Source organism: Telluribacter sp., assembly GCF_035998675.1.
Classification (GTDB): domain Bacteria; phylum Bacteroidota; class Bacteroidia; order Cytophagales; family Spirosomataceae; genus Telluribacter.
Genome location: NZ_DASYHI010000013.1, coordinates 281,635 through 298,549, shown reverse-complemented (window position 1 = coordinate 298,549; position 16,915 = coordinate 281,635). Strand labels below are relative to the sequence as shown.

General features: G+C 52.3%; 17 protein-coding genes. 8 read left to right on the top strand and 9 right to left on the bottom strand.

All coding sequences use genetic code 11. The features are described 5' to 3' along the window. Positions 1-126 precede the first annotated feature (126 nt). Entirely contained in the window at positions 127-963 is an 837-nt protein-coding gene (locus VGN67_RS06120) for a hypothetical protein (protein WP_327485898.1), read from the bottom strand. Positions 964-1,086: 123 nt separating this feature from the next. Here VGN67_RS06120 and VGN67_RS06115 point away from each other — a divergent pair, with 123 nt between their 5' ends. From VGN67_RS06115 to VGN67_RS06105, 3 genes are all read left to right on the top strand, one after another. Continuing rightward, on the top strand, positions 1,087-2,037 hold the full coding sequence (locus VGN67_RS06115; protein ID WP_327485897.1) for an NAD(P)/FAD-dependent oxidoreductase: 951 nt from the start codon (positions 1,087-1,089) through the stop codon (positions 2,035-2,037). A gap of 79 nt (positions 2,038-2,116) precedes the next feature. Then, complete coding sequence (locus VGN67_RS06110; protein ID WP_327485896.1) at positions 2,117-2,656, top strand: lipocalin family protein; 540 nt, start codon at positions 2,117-2,119, stop codon at positions 2,654-2,656. A 181-nt stretch (positions 2,657-2,837) separates the two neighbouring features. Then, on the top strand, positions 2,838-3,137 hold the full coding sequence (locus tag VGN67_RS06105; RefSeq protein ID WP_327485895.1) for a HigA family addiction module antitoxin: 300 nt from the start codon (positions 2,838-2,840) through the stop codon (positions 3,135-3,137). Between the two features lie 63 nt (positions 3,138-3,200). Here the strand turns inward: VGN67_RS06105 and VGN67_RS06100 are convergent, their stop codons facing one another. After that, positions 3,201-3,941: a lysophospholipid acyltransferase family protein gene (locus tag VGN67_RS06100; RefSeq protein ID WP_327485894.1), complete on the bottom strand. Its 741-nt coding sequence runs from the start codon at positions 3,939-3,941 to the stop codon at positions 3,201-3,203. 163 nt (positions 3,942-4,104) lie between these two features. Continuing rightward, positions 4,105-5,628 (bottom strand): bifunctional phosphoribosylaminoimidazolecarboxamide formyltransferase/IMP cyclohydrolase, encoded by a 1,524-nt coding sequence (purH, locus tag VGN67_RS06095; protein ID WP_327485893.1) that lies wholly within the window; start codon positions 5,626-5,628, stop codon positions 4,105-4,107. Positions 5,629-5,773: 145 nt separating this feature from the next. Between purH and VGN67_RS06090 the strand changes: the two genes are divergently transcribed. From VGN67_RS06090 to VGN67_RS06080, 3 genes are all read left to right on the top strand, one after another. Next, positions 5,774-7,162: a cytochrome P450 gene (locus VGN67_RS06090; protein WP_327485892.1), complete on the top strand. Its 1,389-nt coding sequence runs from the start codon at positions 5,774-5,776 to the stop codon at positions 7,160-7,162. 139 nt (positions 7,163-7,301) lie between these two features. Further along, complete coding sequence (locus VGN67_RS06085) at positions 7,302-7,736, top strand: CBS domain-containing protein (protein ID WP_327485891.1); 435 nt, start codon at positions 7,302-7,304, stop codon at positions 7,734-7,736. Positions 7,737-7,879: 143 nt separating this feature from the next. Further along, entirely contained in the window at positions 7,880-8,668 is a 789-nt protein-coding gene (locus tag VGN67_RS06080; protein ID WP_327485890.1) for an SDR family oxidoreductase, read from the top strand. A gap of 60 nt (positions 8,669-8,728) precedes the next feature. Here the strand turns inward: VGN67_RS06080 and VGN67_RS06075 are convergent, their stop codons facing one another. From VGN67_RS06075 to VGN67_RS06060, 4 genes are all read right to left on the bottom strand, one after another. Further along, positions 8,729-9,157, bottom strand: a complete 429-nt coding sequence (locus VGN67_RS06075) for a hypothetical protein (protein ID WP_327485889.1) — start codon at positions 9,155-9,157, stop codon at positions 8,729-8,731. Between the two features lie 138 nt (positions 9,158-9,295). After that, positions 9,296-9,649 carry a hypothetical protein gene (locus tag VGN67_RS06070; RefSeq protein WP_327485888.1) on the bottom strand — a complete coding sequence of 118 codons (354 nt, stop codon included), beginning with the start codon at positions 9,647-9,649 and terminating at the stop codon, positions 9,296-9,298. Between the two features lie 142 nt (positions 9,650-9,791). Continuing rightward, the gene (locus VGN67_RS06065; protein ID WP_327485887.1) at positions 9,792-11,642 is read right to left on the bottom strand and encodes a glycoside hydrolase family 2 protein; all 1,851 of its coding nucleotides are present in this window, start codon (positions 11,640-11,642) and stop codon (positions 9,792-9,794) included. A 137-nt stretch (positions 11,643-11,779) separates the two neighbouring features. Continuing rightward, on the bottom strand, positions 11,780-12,274 hold the full coding sequence (locus VGN67_RS06060; protein ID WP_327485886.1) for a cytidine deaminase: 495 nt from the start codon (positions 12,272-12,274) through the stop codon (positions 11,780-11,782). 157 nt (positions 12,275-12,431) lie between these two features. Between VGN67_RS06060 and VGN67_RS06055 the strand changes: the two genes are divergently transcribed. Then, positions 12,432-12,860, top strand: a complete 429-nt coding sequence (locus VGN67_RS06055) for a (4Fe-4S)-binding protein (protein ID WP_327485885.1) — start codon at positions 12,432-12,434, stop codon at positions 12,858-12,860. Positions 12,861-12,870: 10 nt separating this feature from the next. Next, positions 12,871-13,407, top strand: coding sequence for a hypothetical protein (locus VGN67_RS06050; protein ID WP_327485884.1), 537 nt, complete (start codon positions 12,871-12,873; stop codon positions 13,405-13,407). A gap of 86 nt (positions 13,408-13,493) precedes the next feature. Here the strand turns inward: VGN67_RS06050 and VGN67_RS06045 are convergent, their stop codons facing one another. Both VGN67_RS06045 and VGN67_RS06040 read right to left on the bottom strand, forming a co-directional pair. Next, positions 13,494-14,420 carry an alpha/beta hydrolase gene (locus VGN67_RS06045; RefSeq protein WP_327485883.1) on the bottom strand — a complete coding sequence of 309 codons (927 nt, stop codon included), beginning with the start codon at positions 14,418-14,420 and terminating at the stop codon, positions 13,494-13,496. A gap of 25 nt (positions 14,421-14,445) precedes the next feature. After that, positions 14,446-16,815 carry a metallophosphoesterase gene (locus tag VGN67_RS06040; RefSeq protein WP_327485882.1) on the bottom strand — a complete coding sequence of 790 codons (2,370 nt, stop codon included), beginning with the start codon at positions 16,813-16,815 and terminating at the stop codon, positions 14,446-14,448. Positions 16,816-16,915: the final 100 nt, after the last annotated feature.

The following is a 16,915-nucleotide window of genomic DNA, read 5'->3' as shown; positions in this document are numbered from 1 at the left end:
AATGGATTCGAAATGTACTTTTTTTTTGAAAGATGTTCACTATACATATAGAGCTATTGCTCTAAAAAACTACTGTTCTGAGGACAACCCCAGGGTGGGGGCCCCAAGGTCAGAAAAATACGGACGCTACGGGTAGTGGAGCGGGTTTCCGGGTAATGGGTTGGGATGGCCCCGGCTGCCTTCCTTTTCCAGTTTCCTGTACAGCTCCCGGAAAGACCTCTTTTTTTTAAGACCGGCCGTTAATTTCTGAACCCCCGAAGTACCTGTCAGCGCCATCCACCGCGACACCTCCATACCCGCCGTCATGTAGGCCAGCATCACGTGCCGCTGATCTCCGCCAAAAAAGCCCCGCATGCTGTTGATCTCCTCCAGTTCCAGAAACTCCTGGGCACCTCTGGTCAGGTACATCCACTCGTCGAGGTAGTCGAGGTACCTTTGGATGGAGTCGGTACTGCTCACAAAGCGGCGGTCCAGCATCAGGGCCAGTCCTTCGTTGAACCACTGGGGTACCTGCGTCGTGGTGGTCCACCAGCCCAGGCGCGTAAACAACTCGTCGTGGCACATTTCGTGGCTGACAACGTCTTCGTTCAGGCCAAAAGGATTCAGGATGATGTAGGAGTCGCCCCAGGGGGTACCCAGGCTGCAGCCCGCGCCCTGGCTGCTGTGGCAGTACTTCTGGTACTGCGCGGGGCTGCTGCACAGAATAAAGGTAGCCTCGCCCACGGAGGTACCCCAGAAGCGGGCTACCCGCCGGCGACTCCGCGCAATGGTCCGGTACATTTGCTGGCGCTGGGAAGCGGTGATCGCCGGGCTTACGTACAGTTTTTCATTGATCTGTTCAAAATCGGAGAATTGGATGGTCTGGCAGTGAAAGATATGCGGATAAATACTGTAGTAGCCCACCAGCACCGCCAGCATACCCGCCCCAATCCAGCGTCCGGCCTTAAATAGCCAGCTTTTCAAAAAAGGGGCGGTGTTCAACAAATCCCGGGTTTTGTAGTTGTGAGTAATAGTACTCTGAATTTCAAAAATAGGGAGTATCCTTTTTTATCTCACCCACCTCCATCGAACAATTTTTTTTAAAGTATGCCTACCTGTCTAATCATTGGCGCCGGCCTGGCCGGTCTTACTGCCGCCCGCGAACTCACCCAACATCACTGGCAGGTCATCCTACTGGACAAAGGACGGGGCGTAGGCGGACGCATGGCCACCCGTCGCATAGGTACATCCCGCGCCGACCACGGCGCGCAGTACTTCTCGGCCCGCACCCCCGAGTTTCAGCAATTGGTACATTCCATGAAAGAGGCCGGGGTAGTGCAGGAGTGGAACCTGGCGGTGGGCGACAGCCATCCGCGCTTTATTGGCTCCGGTGGCATGAGCAGCGTACCCAAGTACCTGGCCGAAGGGCTCGACATCCGGACCGGCGAGCGGGTCATCCACATTCAGCAGGAAAATAGCGGCTGCACCGTCCGGACCGAAACCGGTACTACCTACCGCGCCGATACTCTTCTTATCACCATCCCGGCACCGCAGGCCTCGATCTTACTTAGCGACAGCGGTATCCAGCTCACTGCCCACGAACGTTCCGTCTTTGACACCATCTCCTACCAGCCCTGTATTGCCGTTATTGCGGTACTAAACCAGCCGAGCGGGATTCCCGCTCCCGGTAACATAAGATACGCGGAAGGCCCAATCTCATGGGTAGCCGACAACCAGCAGAAAGGTATCGCCAGTGACCCAATTACCGTCACCATCCACGCCAGCCCTCAATACAGCCGCGAGCACCTGGAAGGCGACCTGAACGAGGTAGGCCAGGATTTACTACACCACCTTAGCGAGTGGATACCTGCCGGGTCCGTAGCGAGCTACCAGGTACACCGCTGGCGGTACAGCCTGGCCGACCAGCGCTATCCTGAGCCCTACCTGCGGTTTAGCGGCCCGTTTACTATGTTACTAGGTGGTGATGGTTTCGGAATGGGGAATGTGGAAGGAGCTTTTCAGTCGGGTTTGCAGATGGCGCGGGCGCTTATTGTTTGAATGAGAGAATGAGAGAGTGCGGTCCGGACAAAACCTTATCGGCAGGTACAGGTTAGGTACTTGTAAAAGAGTAAATACAATGAACAAAAGCAAATTACTCCTCGGAGGTACCCTGCTTAGCGTAGTAGCTATTTGGGCGCTGAGTTCCTGCCGTACTATTCCGAAAGGAGTGGCGGCGGTTCAGCCGTTCGATGCGGAGAAGTACCTTGGGAAATGGTATGAGATAGCCCGGTTTAACTACCGCTTTGAAAAGAACCTGAACAATGTAACGGCTACCTATTCATTGAATCCGGACGGTAGTATCAAGGTTGATAACCGCGGGTATAACTTCAAAAAGCAGGAGTGGGAAGATGCCACTGGCAAAGCGAAGTTTGTGGAAGATGCCAATACCGGGAAACTTAAAGTATCCTTTTTCGGGCCGTTTTATTCAGGCTATAACGTCATTGCCCTAGACCCTGAATACAAGTACGAGATGGTAGCTGGCAAAGACCGGGATTACCTCTGGCTGCTCTCCCGTGAAACCACCATGCCCGAAAGCGTAAAACAGAAGTACCTCGAGCAGGCCCGCAGCCTCGGCTACGACACATCTGAGCTGATTTGGGTGGAGCATACCAGGTAATTATTACTTTGCACTTTTGGCCTTCAAACTTTATACTTAACTTTTGACGTTACTACCTTAGCGCAGAAGTATGATAGTATCTTTTGGTACAAAGGAAACAGAAAAATCGAATCATATTTCAATGGAGTAATGGTCAGGCCGCAGAAGTAGAAATCGTAGACTACCATTAACAAAGCAAAACATGGAACGCTTACCTAATGTACATCCGGGAGAGATACTACAGGAAGAATTTCTTATTCCTTTGGGCATTACCGCCTACCGACTAGCCAAAGACGTAGGGATACCACAGACGAGAGTATCAGAAATCCTGAAAGGCAATCGGCGCATTACGGCTGATACAGCGCTGCGTCTAAGTTGCTACTTTGGGAATTCGCCTAAGTTTTGGCTGGGCCTACAGGATGACTATGATCTGGAAGAGGAGGCGGTTACCAAGTCGGAGGAACTGAATAGCATCAGGAGATTTGACAAAAGTGCAGCCTGATTAAAGACAAACTGTGTTCCAGTCCGCTTTACCAGGTACTATCGGGCAGGATTTCCAACGCCCCTACACCCCCTCCCCTTCCCCTTCCAGCGCTCTCTCTACTACACTCCGCCACTTCTCTATCAGGGCTGGCAAGTCGTCCTGGGTCAGGCCGGTAGTATAAATGGGTTCGTGAACTATGGCCCGTACCGTGCCGGGATGAAGGCGCAGGGGCACTTCGTCGGGGAGTAACAGGTGGTTGGTCAGGAGGGTAATGGGCACTACGGGTATCTGCTGCTGAATGGCCATAATAAAAGCCCCCTTCTGGATGGGCAGGTGCAGCTTAGGCGGGTGTTTGGTGAAAATACCACCCTCCGGAAATATCATCACACTACGGCTCTGAGCCAGCGTCCGGATGGATTTATTAAGAGAGTAAGCGCGGCTTTGCCCTTTTTCGCGGTCTACCTGAATGTGCAGCTTCGCGAACATATAACCAAACAGGGGTACCCGCTTCACCCCGTGCTTACCCACAAAAGCGTAGTAGTTGTCCAGAATAACGCCCATTGTGGCAATGTCGAGGTAGGAGAAATGGTTGGCGCAGAACACGTAGGTACCCCGCGGCTCGGGTCGAAAGCGGTATTCAATCCTAAACCGGATGCCCGCCAGCGGAAAGAATAGCTTGCCCCAAAGGCGATTGATGTAGTGTGCATAGGGTTTCCACTTTTCCCTTTGCAGAAACACGTATGTAAAAGGAAACAGCAGCAGAAAAATCGTCACAAACCAGAAAGCGCACCAGACGGTATAGAGCAGTGAAAGGATACGCATGTACTTTTAGTAGGGTCAGGAGTATGAAGCCGCTAATTTAATTAGATTATATAAAGAAAAACTCCTCTGCTGTCAGAGGAGTTTTTCTTTTGCTTATTAGCTTAAATAGTCGTGTTCCTGCAAAAGAAGCCTATCGCCTAAAGCATATAGCCTACAGCGTATTTCAATGCTTGAAATGCCGTATGCCGGTAGTTACCATAGCTACGCCGTTGGCGTTGCAGTACTCTATGGAATCCTTGTCACGGATGGAGCCGCCGGGCTGTACCACCGCCGTAATACCGGCTTCCTTGGCAATCTCGACGCAGTCGGGGAAGGGGAAGAAAGCATCCGAGGCCATCACCGACCCGCTGAGGTCAAAGCCAAACGACTTCGCCTTTTCGATCGCCTGACGCAGGGCATCCACGCGGGAAGTCTGGCCGGTACCGCTGGCCAGCAGCTGGTCTTCTTTGGCCAGTACTATGGTATTGGACTTGGTGTGCTTGCACACTTTGAGCGCAAACTCCAGGGCGCGTAGCTCGGCTTCGGTTGGTGCTTTTTGGGTAACGGTAGCCATCTGAGCGGCCGTTTCGGTAGCGAGATCCTTGTCCTGTACCAGTACCCCGTTCAGGATGGTTTTAAACATTTCGCCGGGCAGAGCCAGGGGTTTACGCTGCAGCAGTATGCGGTTTTTCTTTGATTTAAGTACTTCCAGGGCTTCGGGTTCGTAGTCCGGTGCAATCAGGATTTCCATGAATAGCTTGTTCAGTTCCTCGGCCGAGGCTTTATCTACTTTGGTATTGGTAATGACCACCCCCCCAAAAGCCGACACCGGGTCGCAGGCCAGGGCGTTGAGGTAAGCCTGCTGCGCCGTAGCCGCCGTAGCGATACCGCAGGCGTTGGTATGTTTAATAATGGCAAAGGTAGGACCCGCCTCCGCGAACTCGTCAATCAGCCCCACGCAGGCGTCTACGTCTACCAGGTTGTTGTACGAGAGATCCTTGCCGTGCAGCTTGTCAAACATGGCGTCGAGGTCTCCGTAGTAGGTAGCTTTCTGGTGGGGGTTCTCCCCGTAACGGAGCGTCTGCGACGGCAGGTTATGGAAATTATATAAGTCGGTGCCGATACCCAGGAAGTAGTTGTTGATGGCGGTGTCGTAGTGCGAGGAGGTACCAAAAGCCTGCTGGGCGTAGGCGCGGCGGTCGTCGAGGTCGGTGGCGCAGCCCTTTTCGGTGAGCAGGGCCAGTACCTGAGCGTACTGGTTGCGGGTCGATACAATGAGCGTATCCCGGAAGTTCTTGGCGGCGGCCCGGATGAGGGAAATACCGCCGATGTCAATCTTCTCGATTATATCCTCTTCACCCGCTCCGGAGGCTACGGTTTCCTCAAAAGGGTAAAGGTCTACCACCACCATGTCCAGCGCCGGAATGTTGTACTCGGCGGCCTGAGCCTGGTCGCCCGCGTGGTCACGGCGGTACAGAATACCGCCAAAAACGGCCGGATGCAGGGTTTTGACGCGCCCGCCGAAAATGGAAGGATAGCCCGTGAGCGACTCAACGGCCGTTACCGGAATCCCCATTTCTTCAATAAACGTTTGGGTACCTCCGGTAGAATAAAGTTGCACCCCATGGTCGTGCAGGAGCCTGACGATGGGTTCCAGGCCATCTTTGTAATACACAGAAATGAGCGCAGATTGAATTTTTTTAGACATTGCGAAGCTTCGGTCGTATTTTAGTAAAAAAATGTTCAGAGGTAGTGAAACAGAGGTTCTTGTCCAACAGGAAAGTACCCCCGGAAGGGGCTCTGTCTCAAATAAGCCGCAAAGATAGTGTAATCCTGAACTAATAGTAACTATTATGCAAACTCTAACCTCTGCTTCTCCGGCTGCGCCCCGCCACAAGGGTCTGCCGGTGGTTGGTAATACCTGGCATTTTGTGCGCGACCCGCTGGGCTTTCTTCTCAGACTGCGGGAAAAGTACCCCCGGCTGGTAAAGGTGAAAGTGGTGGGACGGGAAATTACTGTAGTCCTGACGGCGGAGGACTCGAAGTACGTACTGCAGGAAAACAACCGCAACTACCACAAGAGCGAAGCGTATAAAATACTGGCTATTTTTCTGGGGAACGGCCTGCTCAACAGCGAAGGCGACTTCTGGCGACGACAGCGCAAACTGGCGCAGCCGGCTTTTTACAAACAGCGCCTGGCCCTGATGACGGACATGATGGTGCACGAAACGCAGGTACTAATGGCCGAGTGGACCCGGCACGACCCTATCCGGGCCCGGGACATTACGACCGATATGCTGGGGCTTACCCTCAACATTGTAAACAAGGCCCTGTTTAGTGCCGACGTGGGCAGCCGGGTGGCGGGTATATCCGGCGCCCTCGATGACATCATGTATTATGCCGACAACGCCTTAAAAAGTTTTATTCATATTCCGCTTAAGTACCCTACGCCCGGTAACCAGCGTTTCCTGCGGGCGGTTGAAACGGTTGAAACGGTTGTTTATGACATTATCAACAACCGCCGACAGGAAAGTACCCTGAATCCGGAGGCCCGCCACGACGACCTGCTTGATATGCTCTTGCACGCCCGCGACGAAGAAACGGGCGAGGGTATGTCGGACCAGCAACTGCGCGATGAGGTGATGACTATCTTTATGGCCGGACACGAAACTACCGCCAATGCGCTGGCGTGGGCGCTGTATGTACTGGCGCAGCATCCGGAGGTTGTTAATAAAATGCGGACGGAGATACAGGAAGTACTTGGTCCGCAGGGGGTACCTACCTTCAACACGGCCCGGCAACTCAGCTATACCCTGCAGGTAGTACAGGAGGTAATGCGGCTGTACCCACCTGCCTGGATGATTGGCCGCAAGGCCCTGGCCGCCGACCAGCTGGGCGACTACCCGGTTGCGGAAAACTCGTATGTACTGATAAGCCCCTACGTACTGCACCGGCACCCGGACTACTGGCAGGAACCGGACGTATTCAATCCCGAGCACTTTGCGCCGGAGGCGGTAAAAACCCGCCCTACCTACGCCTACCTGCCTTTTGGGGGCGGTCCCAGGATGTGCATCGGTAATAACTTCGCTCTGCTAGAGATGCAGGTTGTGCTGGCGCTACTGGTACGGGATTTTGACGTTCAGTTGCTTCATTCGGGGCAGCGGGTGGAGCAGGATCCTTTGGTGACGCTCCGTACCAGGGGCAATCTGCGCCTAAGAATAAGGAGCGTTCGGTTGAGTTAAACGGGCCGCTGCTGGCGGGTGTTTGCCGTGGCTGATTTGACTTTCAAATAATTATTTAATAAATTAGTTTCCCTTTTAAAATAACTCTCCTCGTACCGGCCCAGTAAAAATAGTGTTTATTAACCTAAATCTCAGGCGTATGTGTACGGTAGAAAAACTAGTAAAAGACAAGAAAAACCAGAGCGTGTGGTACGTAACTCCGCAGCACATGGTGATTGACGCGCTTCACCTCATGGCCGAGAAAGGAATTGGTGCCCTTCCGGTAATGGACGGACAAACGCTGACCGGCATTTTTTCAGAGCGTGACTACGCCCGAAAGGGAATTATTCAGGGCAGAAAAGCCAAAAGCACGCCCGTGACGGAAGTAATGACCCCCAAGGTTTTTACCGTATCTCCCGAAATGGATATTACAGATTGTATGGAGCTGATGTCCCAGAAAAAAATCAGGCACCTGCCGGTGATGGATGGGGGTCAGGTGGTAGGTATACTCAGTATAGGAGATATTGTAATGGCGCTGATTCGGGAGCAGGGAGAGCATATCGACTACCTGGAGCACTACATAGCAGGTACCTGACCGGCTATGTAAAGAAAAATTTAAGTACAACAACGGGTTTGAAAGCCGGGAGCGCATAGCATCCCGGCTTAATTTTTATATACTTGCTTCGGCGGTCAGACGTACTGATTTTGCTACTACCTAACTAACTCTTACTTTCTAAAATGAATCTGGACCTTACCGGAAAAACCGCCCTGGTATGCGGCAGCACCCAGGGAATTGGCTACGCCTCGGCGGTGGAGCTGGCGCTGATGGGCGCTAACGTAACCCTCATGGCGCGTAATGAGCAAAAACTAGGCGAGGCCGTTGATTCTCTGGATATTTCAAAAGGACAGCTCCACCGCTTCATAGTAGCCGATTTTGCGGATACCGCTTCGGTTCAGGAGGCCATAAACGGCTACCTGAGACTGGTACCTGATGTACATATTCTGGTTAATAATACCGGCGGCCCGGCCGGAGGAGCTATCATTGAGGCAGAAACCGACCAGTTTGTGAAAACCTTCCACATGCACCTGGTCAACAACCAGTTGCTGGCTCAGGCGGTGGTACCCAGCATGCAGAAGGCTGGCTTTGGCCGTATTGTTAATATTATCAGTACTTCCGTTAAGCAACCTATTGCGGGCCTGGGTGTGTCCAATACCATTCGCGGGGCCGTGGCCAGCTGGGCCAAAACCCTGTCGCTGGAGCTGGGGCGCTATGGTATTACGGTTAATAATGTATTGCCCGGCTACACCCGCACCAGTCGGCTTGATGCCGTATTGGGTATGCGCGCCGAGGCGCAGGGTAAAACGGTGGATGAGGTAGCCGATCACATGGAGTCGGAGATACCGGTAGGGCGCTTCGCCGAACCCGAAGAAGTAGCGGCTGCGGTAGCTTTCCTCTGCAGCCCGGCGGCCGCCAGTATCAGTGGCATTAACATTCCCGTGGACGGGGGCAAAACGGGTAGTTTGTAAGTACCTGGCTATCTGCAAGTAACACGGGCACTGGCGTAAGAGCCAGTGCCCGTGCTTTTTTTAGTGAACCTGTTTTTCGACGTGCTCTAGAAAGTTATCCGGCTTCTCAGTGGGAGCCTGCTCGTAGCTGGGCTTGGTCTTGGTCATGAGCGCCAGGCCCAGGCCAATCACCCCCAGGGCTATCATGGGGTACTTTATCCGTTTGTCGAGGTTCATTACGTAGGGCGCGGCCATCATCAACGCGCTGATACCCAGGTCCATTTTCATGTGCGTTTTCATGTCAAGGGCTTTTACAGCTCCTACTTCATGGTTGGACATGAGTCCCTGGGTCAGGATACCCGCGCCTATGGTGGGCAGTAATTTATTGGCAATACCCTGGCCCTTTACCGGGCCATTAGTCATGGCTTTTAGTACCAGCGGCGCTGCCATCAGGGCCCCGCTGTATATCAGGTCCATGATACCATGGGCACGTGTCGGAATACGAATCATAGCTTTATTCTGTTTAAAAGGTTCAAGTCAGTACTATGAAAAAGATAATGCCAGACCTGCTCTTTAAAAACCCGGAGCATGGCTGGTAGCCGGGCAGAAACTCGCAACAGACGGTAGTCAATCCAGAAGGCAATGGTTTTAAGAGGTTGCTGCGCTGCTTTGGTAGTCGGTCAGGAACCATACCAGCAGGACAACTATGCCAAAACCCAGGTAGAAGTTTCGGGCCAGTTCATCTTCAAGGTAGAACAGAGCGGCCGCTACGGCCAGAATGCCTACTACCAGCTCTATGTAGCCATGAATGGGCAGAGGTATAATTTTGAACATGCCACCCGGAAAACGGGTCAGGAGTGTTAGAGCCAAATGTATCCCTCCCAATACAAACGTAAAAGTAGATAGGGAAGAGTCCCAACTGTACAGGCCAGCTACGGCCCAGAGTGAAACCACCACCAGATAATCAAGAATAGCGTGAAACTTGGGAGAAATTACTTTCATCGGTTTAGTTTTAGGTTGAAAAACAAGAGCTTAACCCGCTGTATAAGGTTTTAGTTATCATACTGGCCGTTAGAGAGAAAAGATAAACAAAAAAGACCCACAGTATCAATACTGCGGGTCTTTTTTGTTTATCTGAAATTATTTATTTTTTCATGTTCACCAGCGAAGCGTTGTATAGTTTCTGATGTACATCATGGAGCTTTTCTACGGGTACTTTTTGCACCTTACGGTCATAGGTCATCAGGCCGTTTACCTCTACTTCCACGTCGGTAGTTTGGGTATAGATGGCGGCCGAAAGACCGTCTTTGATTAGTCCGGTAATGTTCTTAATGAAGCCCTGATAACGGTCAAACATCTCATCGGACGTCTTGAAGGTCTGGTAGCCCCAGTTGTTTTTCTCCTGCCAGGTGTGTCCTTCCACGGGCAAACCCAGCCCACCGTATTCACCCAGTACCAGTACCTGTTTGCTGCCGAATAAGTCCGGGCTGGGCATGGCGGGGGCGGGGTAGTTGTGCAGGTCCATGATGTGGCCAGTTGGGAAGAAGTTCCCTCCGCTGGCGCTGTTAACCAGTCGCGTCGGGTCGTAGTTCATGGTCCATTCCGTAATTTCTTTGGTTTTAAATTGCCCCCAGGCTTCGTTGAAAGGTACCCAAACCACGATGGAGGGGAAGTTGTAGTTGGCGTCCATGATGGCCTTCCACTCGGTGCGGAATATTTTTTCTGATTCCGAAGTCCGATCCTTCTCGGTACCCAGTCCGGCTACGCCCGGCCGCGACTCCCAGCGGTTGCCCATATCGCCACTGGGCATATCCTGCCATACCAGCATACCCATTTTATCGCAGTAGTAGTACCAGCGGGCGGGCTCTACCTTTACGTGCTTCCGAATCATGTTGAAGCCCATGTCTTTGGTTTTTTCAATGTCAAAGCGCAGGGCTTCGTCGGTAGGAGCCGTATAGAGGCCGTCGGGCCACCAACCCTGGTCCAGCGGACCAAACTGAAACACGAACTGGTCGTTCAGGAGCATGCGCTGGATACCCTGGGCGTCGGGCTTTACCGACATTTTCCGCATCCCGAAGTAGCTCTTTACTTCATCTACTACCTTCCCGTTCCGCACCAGCGCCACCGTCAGGTCGTACAGGAAGGGGTTCTGAGGGGACCATAGTTTGGGTGAATTGAGCCGCAGCACCGCCTCCGAACCGGGAGCCACTTCCTGCTGGGCCACTTGAGTAGTACCGTCAAATGCGGTAATGCGCAGACGGTCGTTGGCCTCGGTACTTTGCGTCTTTACCGCCACCGACAAGGTACTGTTATCTACGTTGGGCGTATTCCGGAGGTCCGAAATATAGCTCTTGGGTACCGTTTCCAGCCACACGGTCTGCCAGATACCCGTTACGGGCGTGTACCAGATACCGTGCGGATTCTTGATCTGCTTCCCGCGCGGCTGCGGACCGTCGCTGCTGGGGTCCCACACCCGTACCGCTATCTGCTGCTGGTCGCCTTTGACGAGGTGGGGGGTAATATCAAACGAAAAAGGATCGTAGCCGCCCTGGTGAGAGCCGGCTTTCTTTCCATTGACAAATACATCGCACTGCCAGTCTACAGCGCCAAAGTGCAGCAGTACCGCCTGGTTTTTTAACTTGTTGGGGAAGCGCACCGTCCGCTGGTACCAGAGCACACTGTCTTTCCCTACCGTACGGGCCACCCCCGACAGCGCCGACTCCACGGCATAGGGGACCAGTATTTTTCCTTCGAAAGCAGCGGGTTTGGTCTGGTCCTGCGCTCCGGCTTTAATCGCGTAGTCCCACAGTCCGTTCAGGTTTTGCCAGTTGGCACGTACCATCTGCGGGCGGGGGTACTCAGGCAGGGACGCTTCCGGAGTTACCTGAGCTGCCCAGGTGGTGGTTATTTTATCCTGAACCAGTTTCCAGTCCGACTGCGCACTGGCTACTTGTATAGTGGTAAGCAGAATGAGGGCAAGTAAGCATCTTTTCATAGGTAGTATACAAAAGTGTTTAGGGACAAGTAGATACAGTATAAAGTAGTACCGAAGCTACCTTCGGTACCTTAAAAAGGAAAATTAACGTATTCCTAACTACATCCTGAACGAGATTTATAACCAGGTACTCCGGACTACCCCCGCAAATCGTCCGCGTCGAACTTGACGGGCAGCAGGTTAGAGATAGATTCCGACACGACAACGCCCCCATTGGGCTGCATCATCAGGAGTCGGATTGGCTCTTGCTGGCGGTGTTCGTACTCAAGCAGGGACTGGCGGCAGGCACCGCAGGGCGATACCGGCTTATATTCATCTGGTCGGGCCTCGCCAGGTCGGGCCACTACGGCTATGGCTTTTATTTGCTGGTTGGGGTAGTTTGCACCTACCCAGTAGATCACCGATTGCTCCGCACAGGAACCGGAGGGAAAGGCCGCATTTTCCTGATTACCGGCTGTAAATACGGTACCATCTTCCAGCAGTACCGCCGCCCCAACGTGAAAGTTAGAATACGGAGCGTAGGATTTGTGGGTGGCCTGGCGGGCCGCCGCCATTAGTTTTTGTTCGGTTTCGGGGAGTTCAGCTTCGGTGTTGTAAGAAGTCAGGCAAATGTTCAATTGAATCTGATTCACGTAAATGTGGATTAGTAGTACATATAAAAAGGGGGATATTTTAACGATAGACTCTCTATAAATGTTTCAGATGGTCCGGTTTTGAACAGGAAAGGGAGCTACTTTATGACAATTGCTAACTCATTGATATATTTAACTTTGTAAACCCATACTATTCATGCAAAAAGAAATTACAAAAAAGTACAGCAATGGAGAAGTGACCATCGTGTGGCAGCCGCATAAGTGTATTCATTCAACACTTTGTTTCCGCGGACTACCCGGAGTTTTTGATCCGCGGAACCGTCCCTGGGTCACCATAGATGGGGCCGAAACAGAAGCTATCGTTGAGCAGATTGAAAAATGCCCGTCGGGAGCGCTCTCCTACTACATGAACAGCAGTACCGTAGAGCCCGTAACCATAGAAAATAGGACTCGGGTGGAAGTACTTCCCAAAGGCCCGCTGCTGGTGTACGGTAACCTGAAAGTAACGGATGCGGTGGGGCAGGAAGTAGATAAAAGCAAAGTAACTGCCTTTTGCCGTTGCGGCCATTCCCACCACAAGCCTTATTGCGACGGCAGCCACTTGAAAATAGACTTTGAAGGCTAACTCCTGAACAATGAAAAAACATATACTCTGGTGCCTGTTGCTTTTGATGGCTTGCTCGGGCGATGACCCGCTTGAACCAACGGTATATGATGTACCGAAGGCAGTGGAAAAGTACGTTCAAAGTTTTGTGGAAGAGGGGCAGAAGCGGGGTATAAATATCGAACTGGAGAACCTGATTGTGGAAATTAGGACTACTGGTACTACCTCAGGAGACGAGTGCGGTAGTTGTACGCGGGCAGGTACTAACGGTCAGCGAAAGATTACCCTGGTAGAAAGCGGACTTTGCTGGAAAAGTACGATCGAACAAAACCGCGAAGCCCTGGTATTCCATGAGCTGGGGCACTGCCTGCTACAGCGCAACCACCGCGACGACCTGCTGACTGGCGGCGCCCCGGCCAGCCTTATGAACTCCCGGGCGGTAGGCTTTTACGAAGCCTGTGCCTACCCCATAGGCAATGAGGACGAATGCGACAAACGCTACCGCCGTACCTACTATCTCGACGAGCTTTTCAACGCCAAAACTCCTGCTCCGGGCTGGGGAAAATAGGCCCTGGCGAATCAAGTACTACGAATGCGCTGCAAGTACTTCCATCTGGCTTAGGGTTTTTCCCTTAGACCAGAGCAAGGCAAAAGTTATTTTTCTTTTTTCTGCCTGAGTAGTTCATAATCCTGCAAAACAAGCCGGATACTCGAAACCACCAGTTCCGGGTCGTCGTAGTGCACAAAATGTCCGGCGTCGCCGCTGTATAAGAGCATTCCCTTATCCACCGACTGAACTACATCCATCCAGCGGCCCACTCTAATCCTCATTTTTGAGCGAAAAACGGCTTCGTTTTCTTTGGTGCGGGAAGCTTCGGGCGCGTCAAACCGCCCTCCCGTAATGATATGGACCGGGATATTAGGAAGCGCATGCTCTGTTATCTCTTTGAACTCCGTTTTTCGTAAGTCAGCCAGTACTTCACCCTCTTCTCTAATAGATTGGGGTGCCTCTTTATTTCTGTTGGTCAGACCGGCCTCAATCTCCAAAACCGTTTTATCAATTCTGGCTTCGTCCCAACCCAGGGGCTTATAGTAGTCCCGTTTATTCTGACGGGTTTCGGTAAAATCAGCCGGATCAATAATAACCAGTCCCGCCAGTACCTGCGGGTAGTACCTCGCAAAGCCCCGTACATACATGCCACCCAGCGAATGTCCCACCAGTACATAAGGAGGTTTTATCTGGAGGTGATTAAGTACTTCAAGTAGCTTATCTGCTACATTTTTAATGGTAGGCAGCTCCTGGTCCGGGGCCGATTCTCCTATACCCGGCCGGTCGTAGGTAATCAGGGGAGCCAGCCCGGAGGCCCCCTCCAGAAGTCTGTCCCACTGGTCCATGGGGGTACCGTACCCGCTTTCAAACACTACGACCGGCTGCCCTTCCTTGCGGTTTTCAAGCCCGATGGTATTGATCCAGATGTTGGTACCGTCAATTGGGATAAATCTTTTCTGCGGGAAGGCGTTGAGGCTTAGCAGGACAAAGGCTGCAAGCAGCGACAGTTTTATTGTTGGCTTTTTTACCATAAGGCTTGCTTACTTTCTAAAAGGCTTAATCCTTTACAATCCGTTTTTTCCACGATTGAGTGCCGGACTTTACTTCTATCAGGTACATTCCGGATGGCAACGAACCCGTACGGATTTCCTGTTTGGTAATTACGTTCAGCTCTTTCTCTACTACTCTTTTACCTGACATATCCGTAATAAGTACAGTGACAGGGGTACTTTGCTGAGTCTGGTTTTCAATGATAATCCGGTCGTTGGCCGGATTGGGATAAATAGTGAATCCCAGGGTAGGAGAGGTCGAAAGCGGCGGAGTAATTTCAACAACTCGGGTGTCAATAGCGCCCCCACCACACACATTGGACAGCTTTTCAATGGAGAAAACCGAGGCTTGCCGGGGACTTACCTTTACTTCTACGCTGGGCTGATTGACGGTTTGCTCAGGCAGTGATGTAATTTTCAGGCGGGCGGGTAAGGTACCATTGAGCTCTACCTGCAGACTTACCTCATCCGCATAGGTCAAGGGTGAGGTAGTTGTCAGGCGGGCAGACACCGGGAGTCTAATCGCAAATGCTACTGACGGTACTGTTTCAAAAAGGGTAGCGCCGGGCGCAGGGCTGGGTACTACCCGTACCCGGTAACCAGTTCCTCCCTGTATCGTAGCCGGAACGACTACCTGAAATGAGGCCTGTTTCCCTTCGGCGAGGAGTTGGGGTTGAGCAAAGCTGCTGCTGGCATCCGACAGTTCTACTTTATAGGTCAAAGATTCGGGATTAGTACCTGTTGAACTATACGAAACAGTCAGCGGTTGGCCCGCACAAATGGCCTTGCTAGTATCAATCAGGGTTTTGATAGTGGGAGGAGGTGTAACCGACAGCAGGAATGTGTCGCGAAGGTAACCCAATGAATCACTTACGGTAATGAGCGTATCGCGAAGCGGACTCAGGGTTACCGACTGCACGTTTGACTGCCCCGTCGACCATATGTAGGTACCTTTCCAGGAGGCCGTTAGTTCTACGCTCGCGCCGTACGTTACCTTTTTTTCGGTGCGTTTATTTACCTGCTTAAACACCGTAAACCGATCCCTGATTTGGCCGTCGGCGCTCAGCCATTGGGAATCAAGCCGGTTTTCGTCCACTGTAAAAATGCTTGATCCACCAATCTGGTAGTTGGAGTATACCGAAGAAGGATGCGGATCGGGGCGCCCGTTCCAGTCCAGGCGTCCCGCCGAGCCGATAACCATATAGATCGTTCCTTCGTCTTTATTGATAATGGGTTTTGAGTCTTTAGTATAGTAAGCCTCGGTATTTTGTACTACGTGCTGGTTCTTGTTAAAGGTAAACGAGAGCCCGGTATGGCCTTTCATCAGGTACGAGCGCTCGTACACGTGGCTATGTCCGGCCAGTACCAGGTCTACTTTGTACTTGTCAAACAGCGGTACCAGCGTTTCCCGGATAACCCTCAATTCGGCTTCTCCGTCGGAGTCGTGGGAGCGCTTGGTGTAGGGTGGATGGTGGAAAAATACAATGGTCCAGAGCGATGAGGCAGCGGCCAGATCTTTCTCGAGCCACTGGTACTGCAGACTGCGCTTGTCGGATAGCGGGTACTTTCCTTCGTCGTATCCATAGGTGTCCAGCGAGATGAAATGGATATTGCCATAATTCAGGGAGTAGTAAGCCTTAGTGCCGGAAGGTACTCCTCCCGCCTCGCCCCTGGCAGGTACAGTGATCATGTCATAGTAAGGAATATTCCGATCCACTTTTGCGGTGGGCGTAGCCAGGTACTCGTGGTTGCCGGGGCTGGGCAGGATCGGCAGGTTCCCGAATAGTTGGCTGCCATAAAAATCAAAGACCTGCGTCTGGTATTCCTGTTGGGTTCCGCAGCAATAGGCGTTGTCGCCCAGCCACACCCACAGGTCAACGGGGCCGTTTTTCTTCGCCAGAAACTGGTCACGCACGGCCTGCTGATTGGTCGCGTACTTTTCGGTATCAGAAGCCCCGAAGTCACCCATGGCCCAAAACCGGATGGGGCGTTTGGTTGTAGCTGGTGGGGCAGTCTGGAAAAAGCGGTCGGGGCCGCGCCTCAGGATGCGCTGGGAGGTACCTACTCCGTAGAGGTACTTTGTGTCGGGTGGCAGCCCCGTGAGCGTTACAATATGTTCAGTGGTTGGCGTGTTATCAACCTTGCTAAGTACCTGCGTCGAATCGGGCAGGTTAAACTCGACTCTGCTGTCGGTGGGTACATCGGTTCGCCAGCGGATGGTTACGCCTTCGGCGGTTGGCTGCTGAAGATAAGGACCTCTGGTGATGGTTTGGGCTACTACGGCACTACCACCCCAAAACAAGTACCCCAACCCAAAAATCATTATCACAAACTGATACTGTATCTGTACAATACCGGTCCTACGTACTTGTATCATCCGGGTGTTTTTTATCAAATAGGAAAATGGAAATCAGCAGGTACTTGCTGAAAGCGCTGGTCAAAGCGCCAATCCGGATTTAAAAGTAGTTTGTAGCCGT

Bases quoted from the DNA above. Each gene is read 5' to 3' on its own strand.
- VGN67_RS06115 (WP_327485897.1), top strand. From the start codon at position 1,087: ATGCCTACCTGTCTAATCATTGGCGCCGGCCTGGCCGGTCTTACTGCC.
- VGN67_RS06110 (WP_327485896.1), top strand. From the start codon at position 2,117: ATGAACAAAAGCAAATTACTCCTCGGAGGTACCCTGCTTAGCGTAGTA.
- VGN67_RS06105 (WP_327485895.1), top strand. From the start codon at position 2,838: ATGGAACGCTTACCTAATGTACATCCGGGAGAGATACTACAGGAAGAA.
- VGN67_RS06100 (WP_327485894.1), bottom strand. From the start codon at position 3,941: ATGCGTATCCTTTCACTGCTCTATACCGTCTGGTGCGCTTTCTGGTTT.
- purH (WP_327485893.1), bottom strand. From the start codon at position 5,628: ATGTCTAAAAAAATTCAATCTGCGCTCATTTCTGTGTATTACAAAGAT.
- VGN67_RS06090 (WP_327485892.1), top strand. From the start codon at position 5,774: ATGCAAACTCTAACCTCTGCTTCTCCGGCTGCGCCCCGCCACAAGGGT.
- VGN67_RS06085 (WP_327485891.1), top strand. From the start codon at position 7,302: ATGTGTACGGTAGAAAAACTAGTAAAAGACAAGAAAAACCAGAGCGTG.
- VGN67_RS06080 (WP_327485890.1), top strand. From the start codon at position 7,880: ATGAATCTGGACCTTACCGGAAAAACCGCCCTGGTATGCGGCAGCACC.
- VGN67_RS06075 (WP_327485889.1), bottom strand. From the start codon at position 9,157: ATGATTCGTATTCCGACACGTGCCCATGGTATCATGGACCTGATATAC.
- VGN67_RS06070 (WP_327485888.1), bottom strand. From the start codon at position 9,649: ATGAAAGTAATTTCTCCCAAGTTTCACGCTATTCTTGATTATCTGGTG.
- VGN67_RS06065 (WP_327485887.1), bottom strand. From the start codon at position 11,642: ATGAAAAGATGCTTACTTGCCCTCATTCTGCTTACCACTATACAAGTA.
- VGN67_RS06055 (WP_327485885.1), top strand. From the start codon at position 12,432: ATGCAAAAAGAAATTACAAAAAAGTACAGCAATGGAGAAGTGACCATC.
- VGN67_RS06050 (WP_327485884.1), top strand. From the start codon at position 12,871: ATGAAAAAACATATACTCTGGTGCCTGTTGCTTTTGATGGCTTGCTCG.
- VGN67_RS06045 (WP_327485883.1), bottom strand. From the start codon at position 14,420: ATGGTAAAAAAGCCAACAATAAAACTGTCGCTGCTTGCAGCCTTTGTC.
- VGN67_RS06040 (WP_327485882.1), bottom strand. From the start codon at position 16,815: ATGATACAAGTACGTAGGACCGGTATTGTACAGATACAGTATCAGTTT.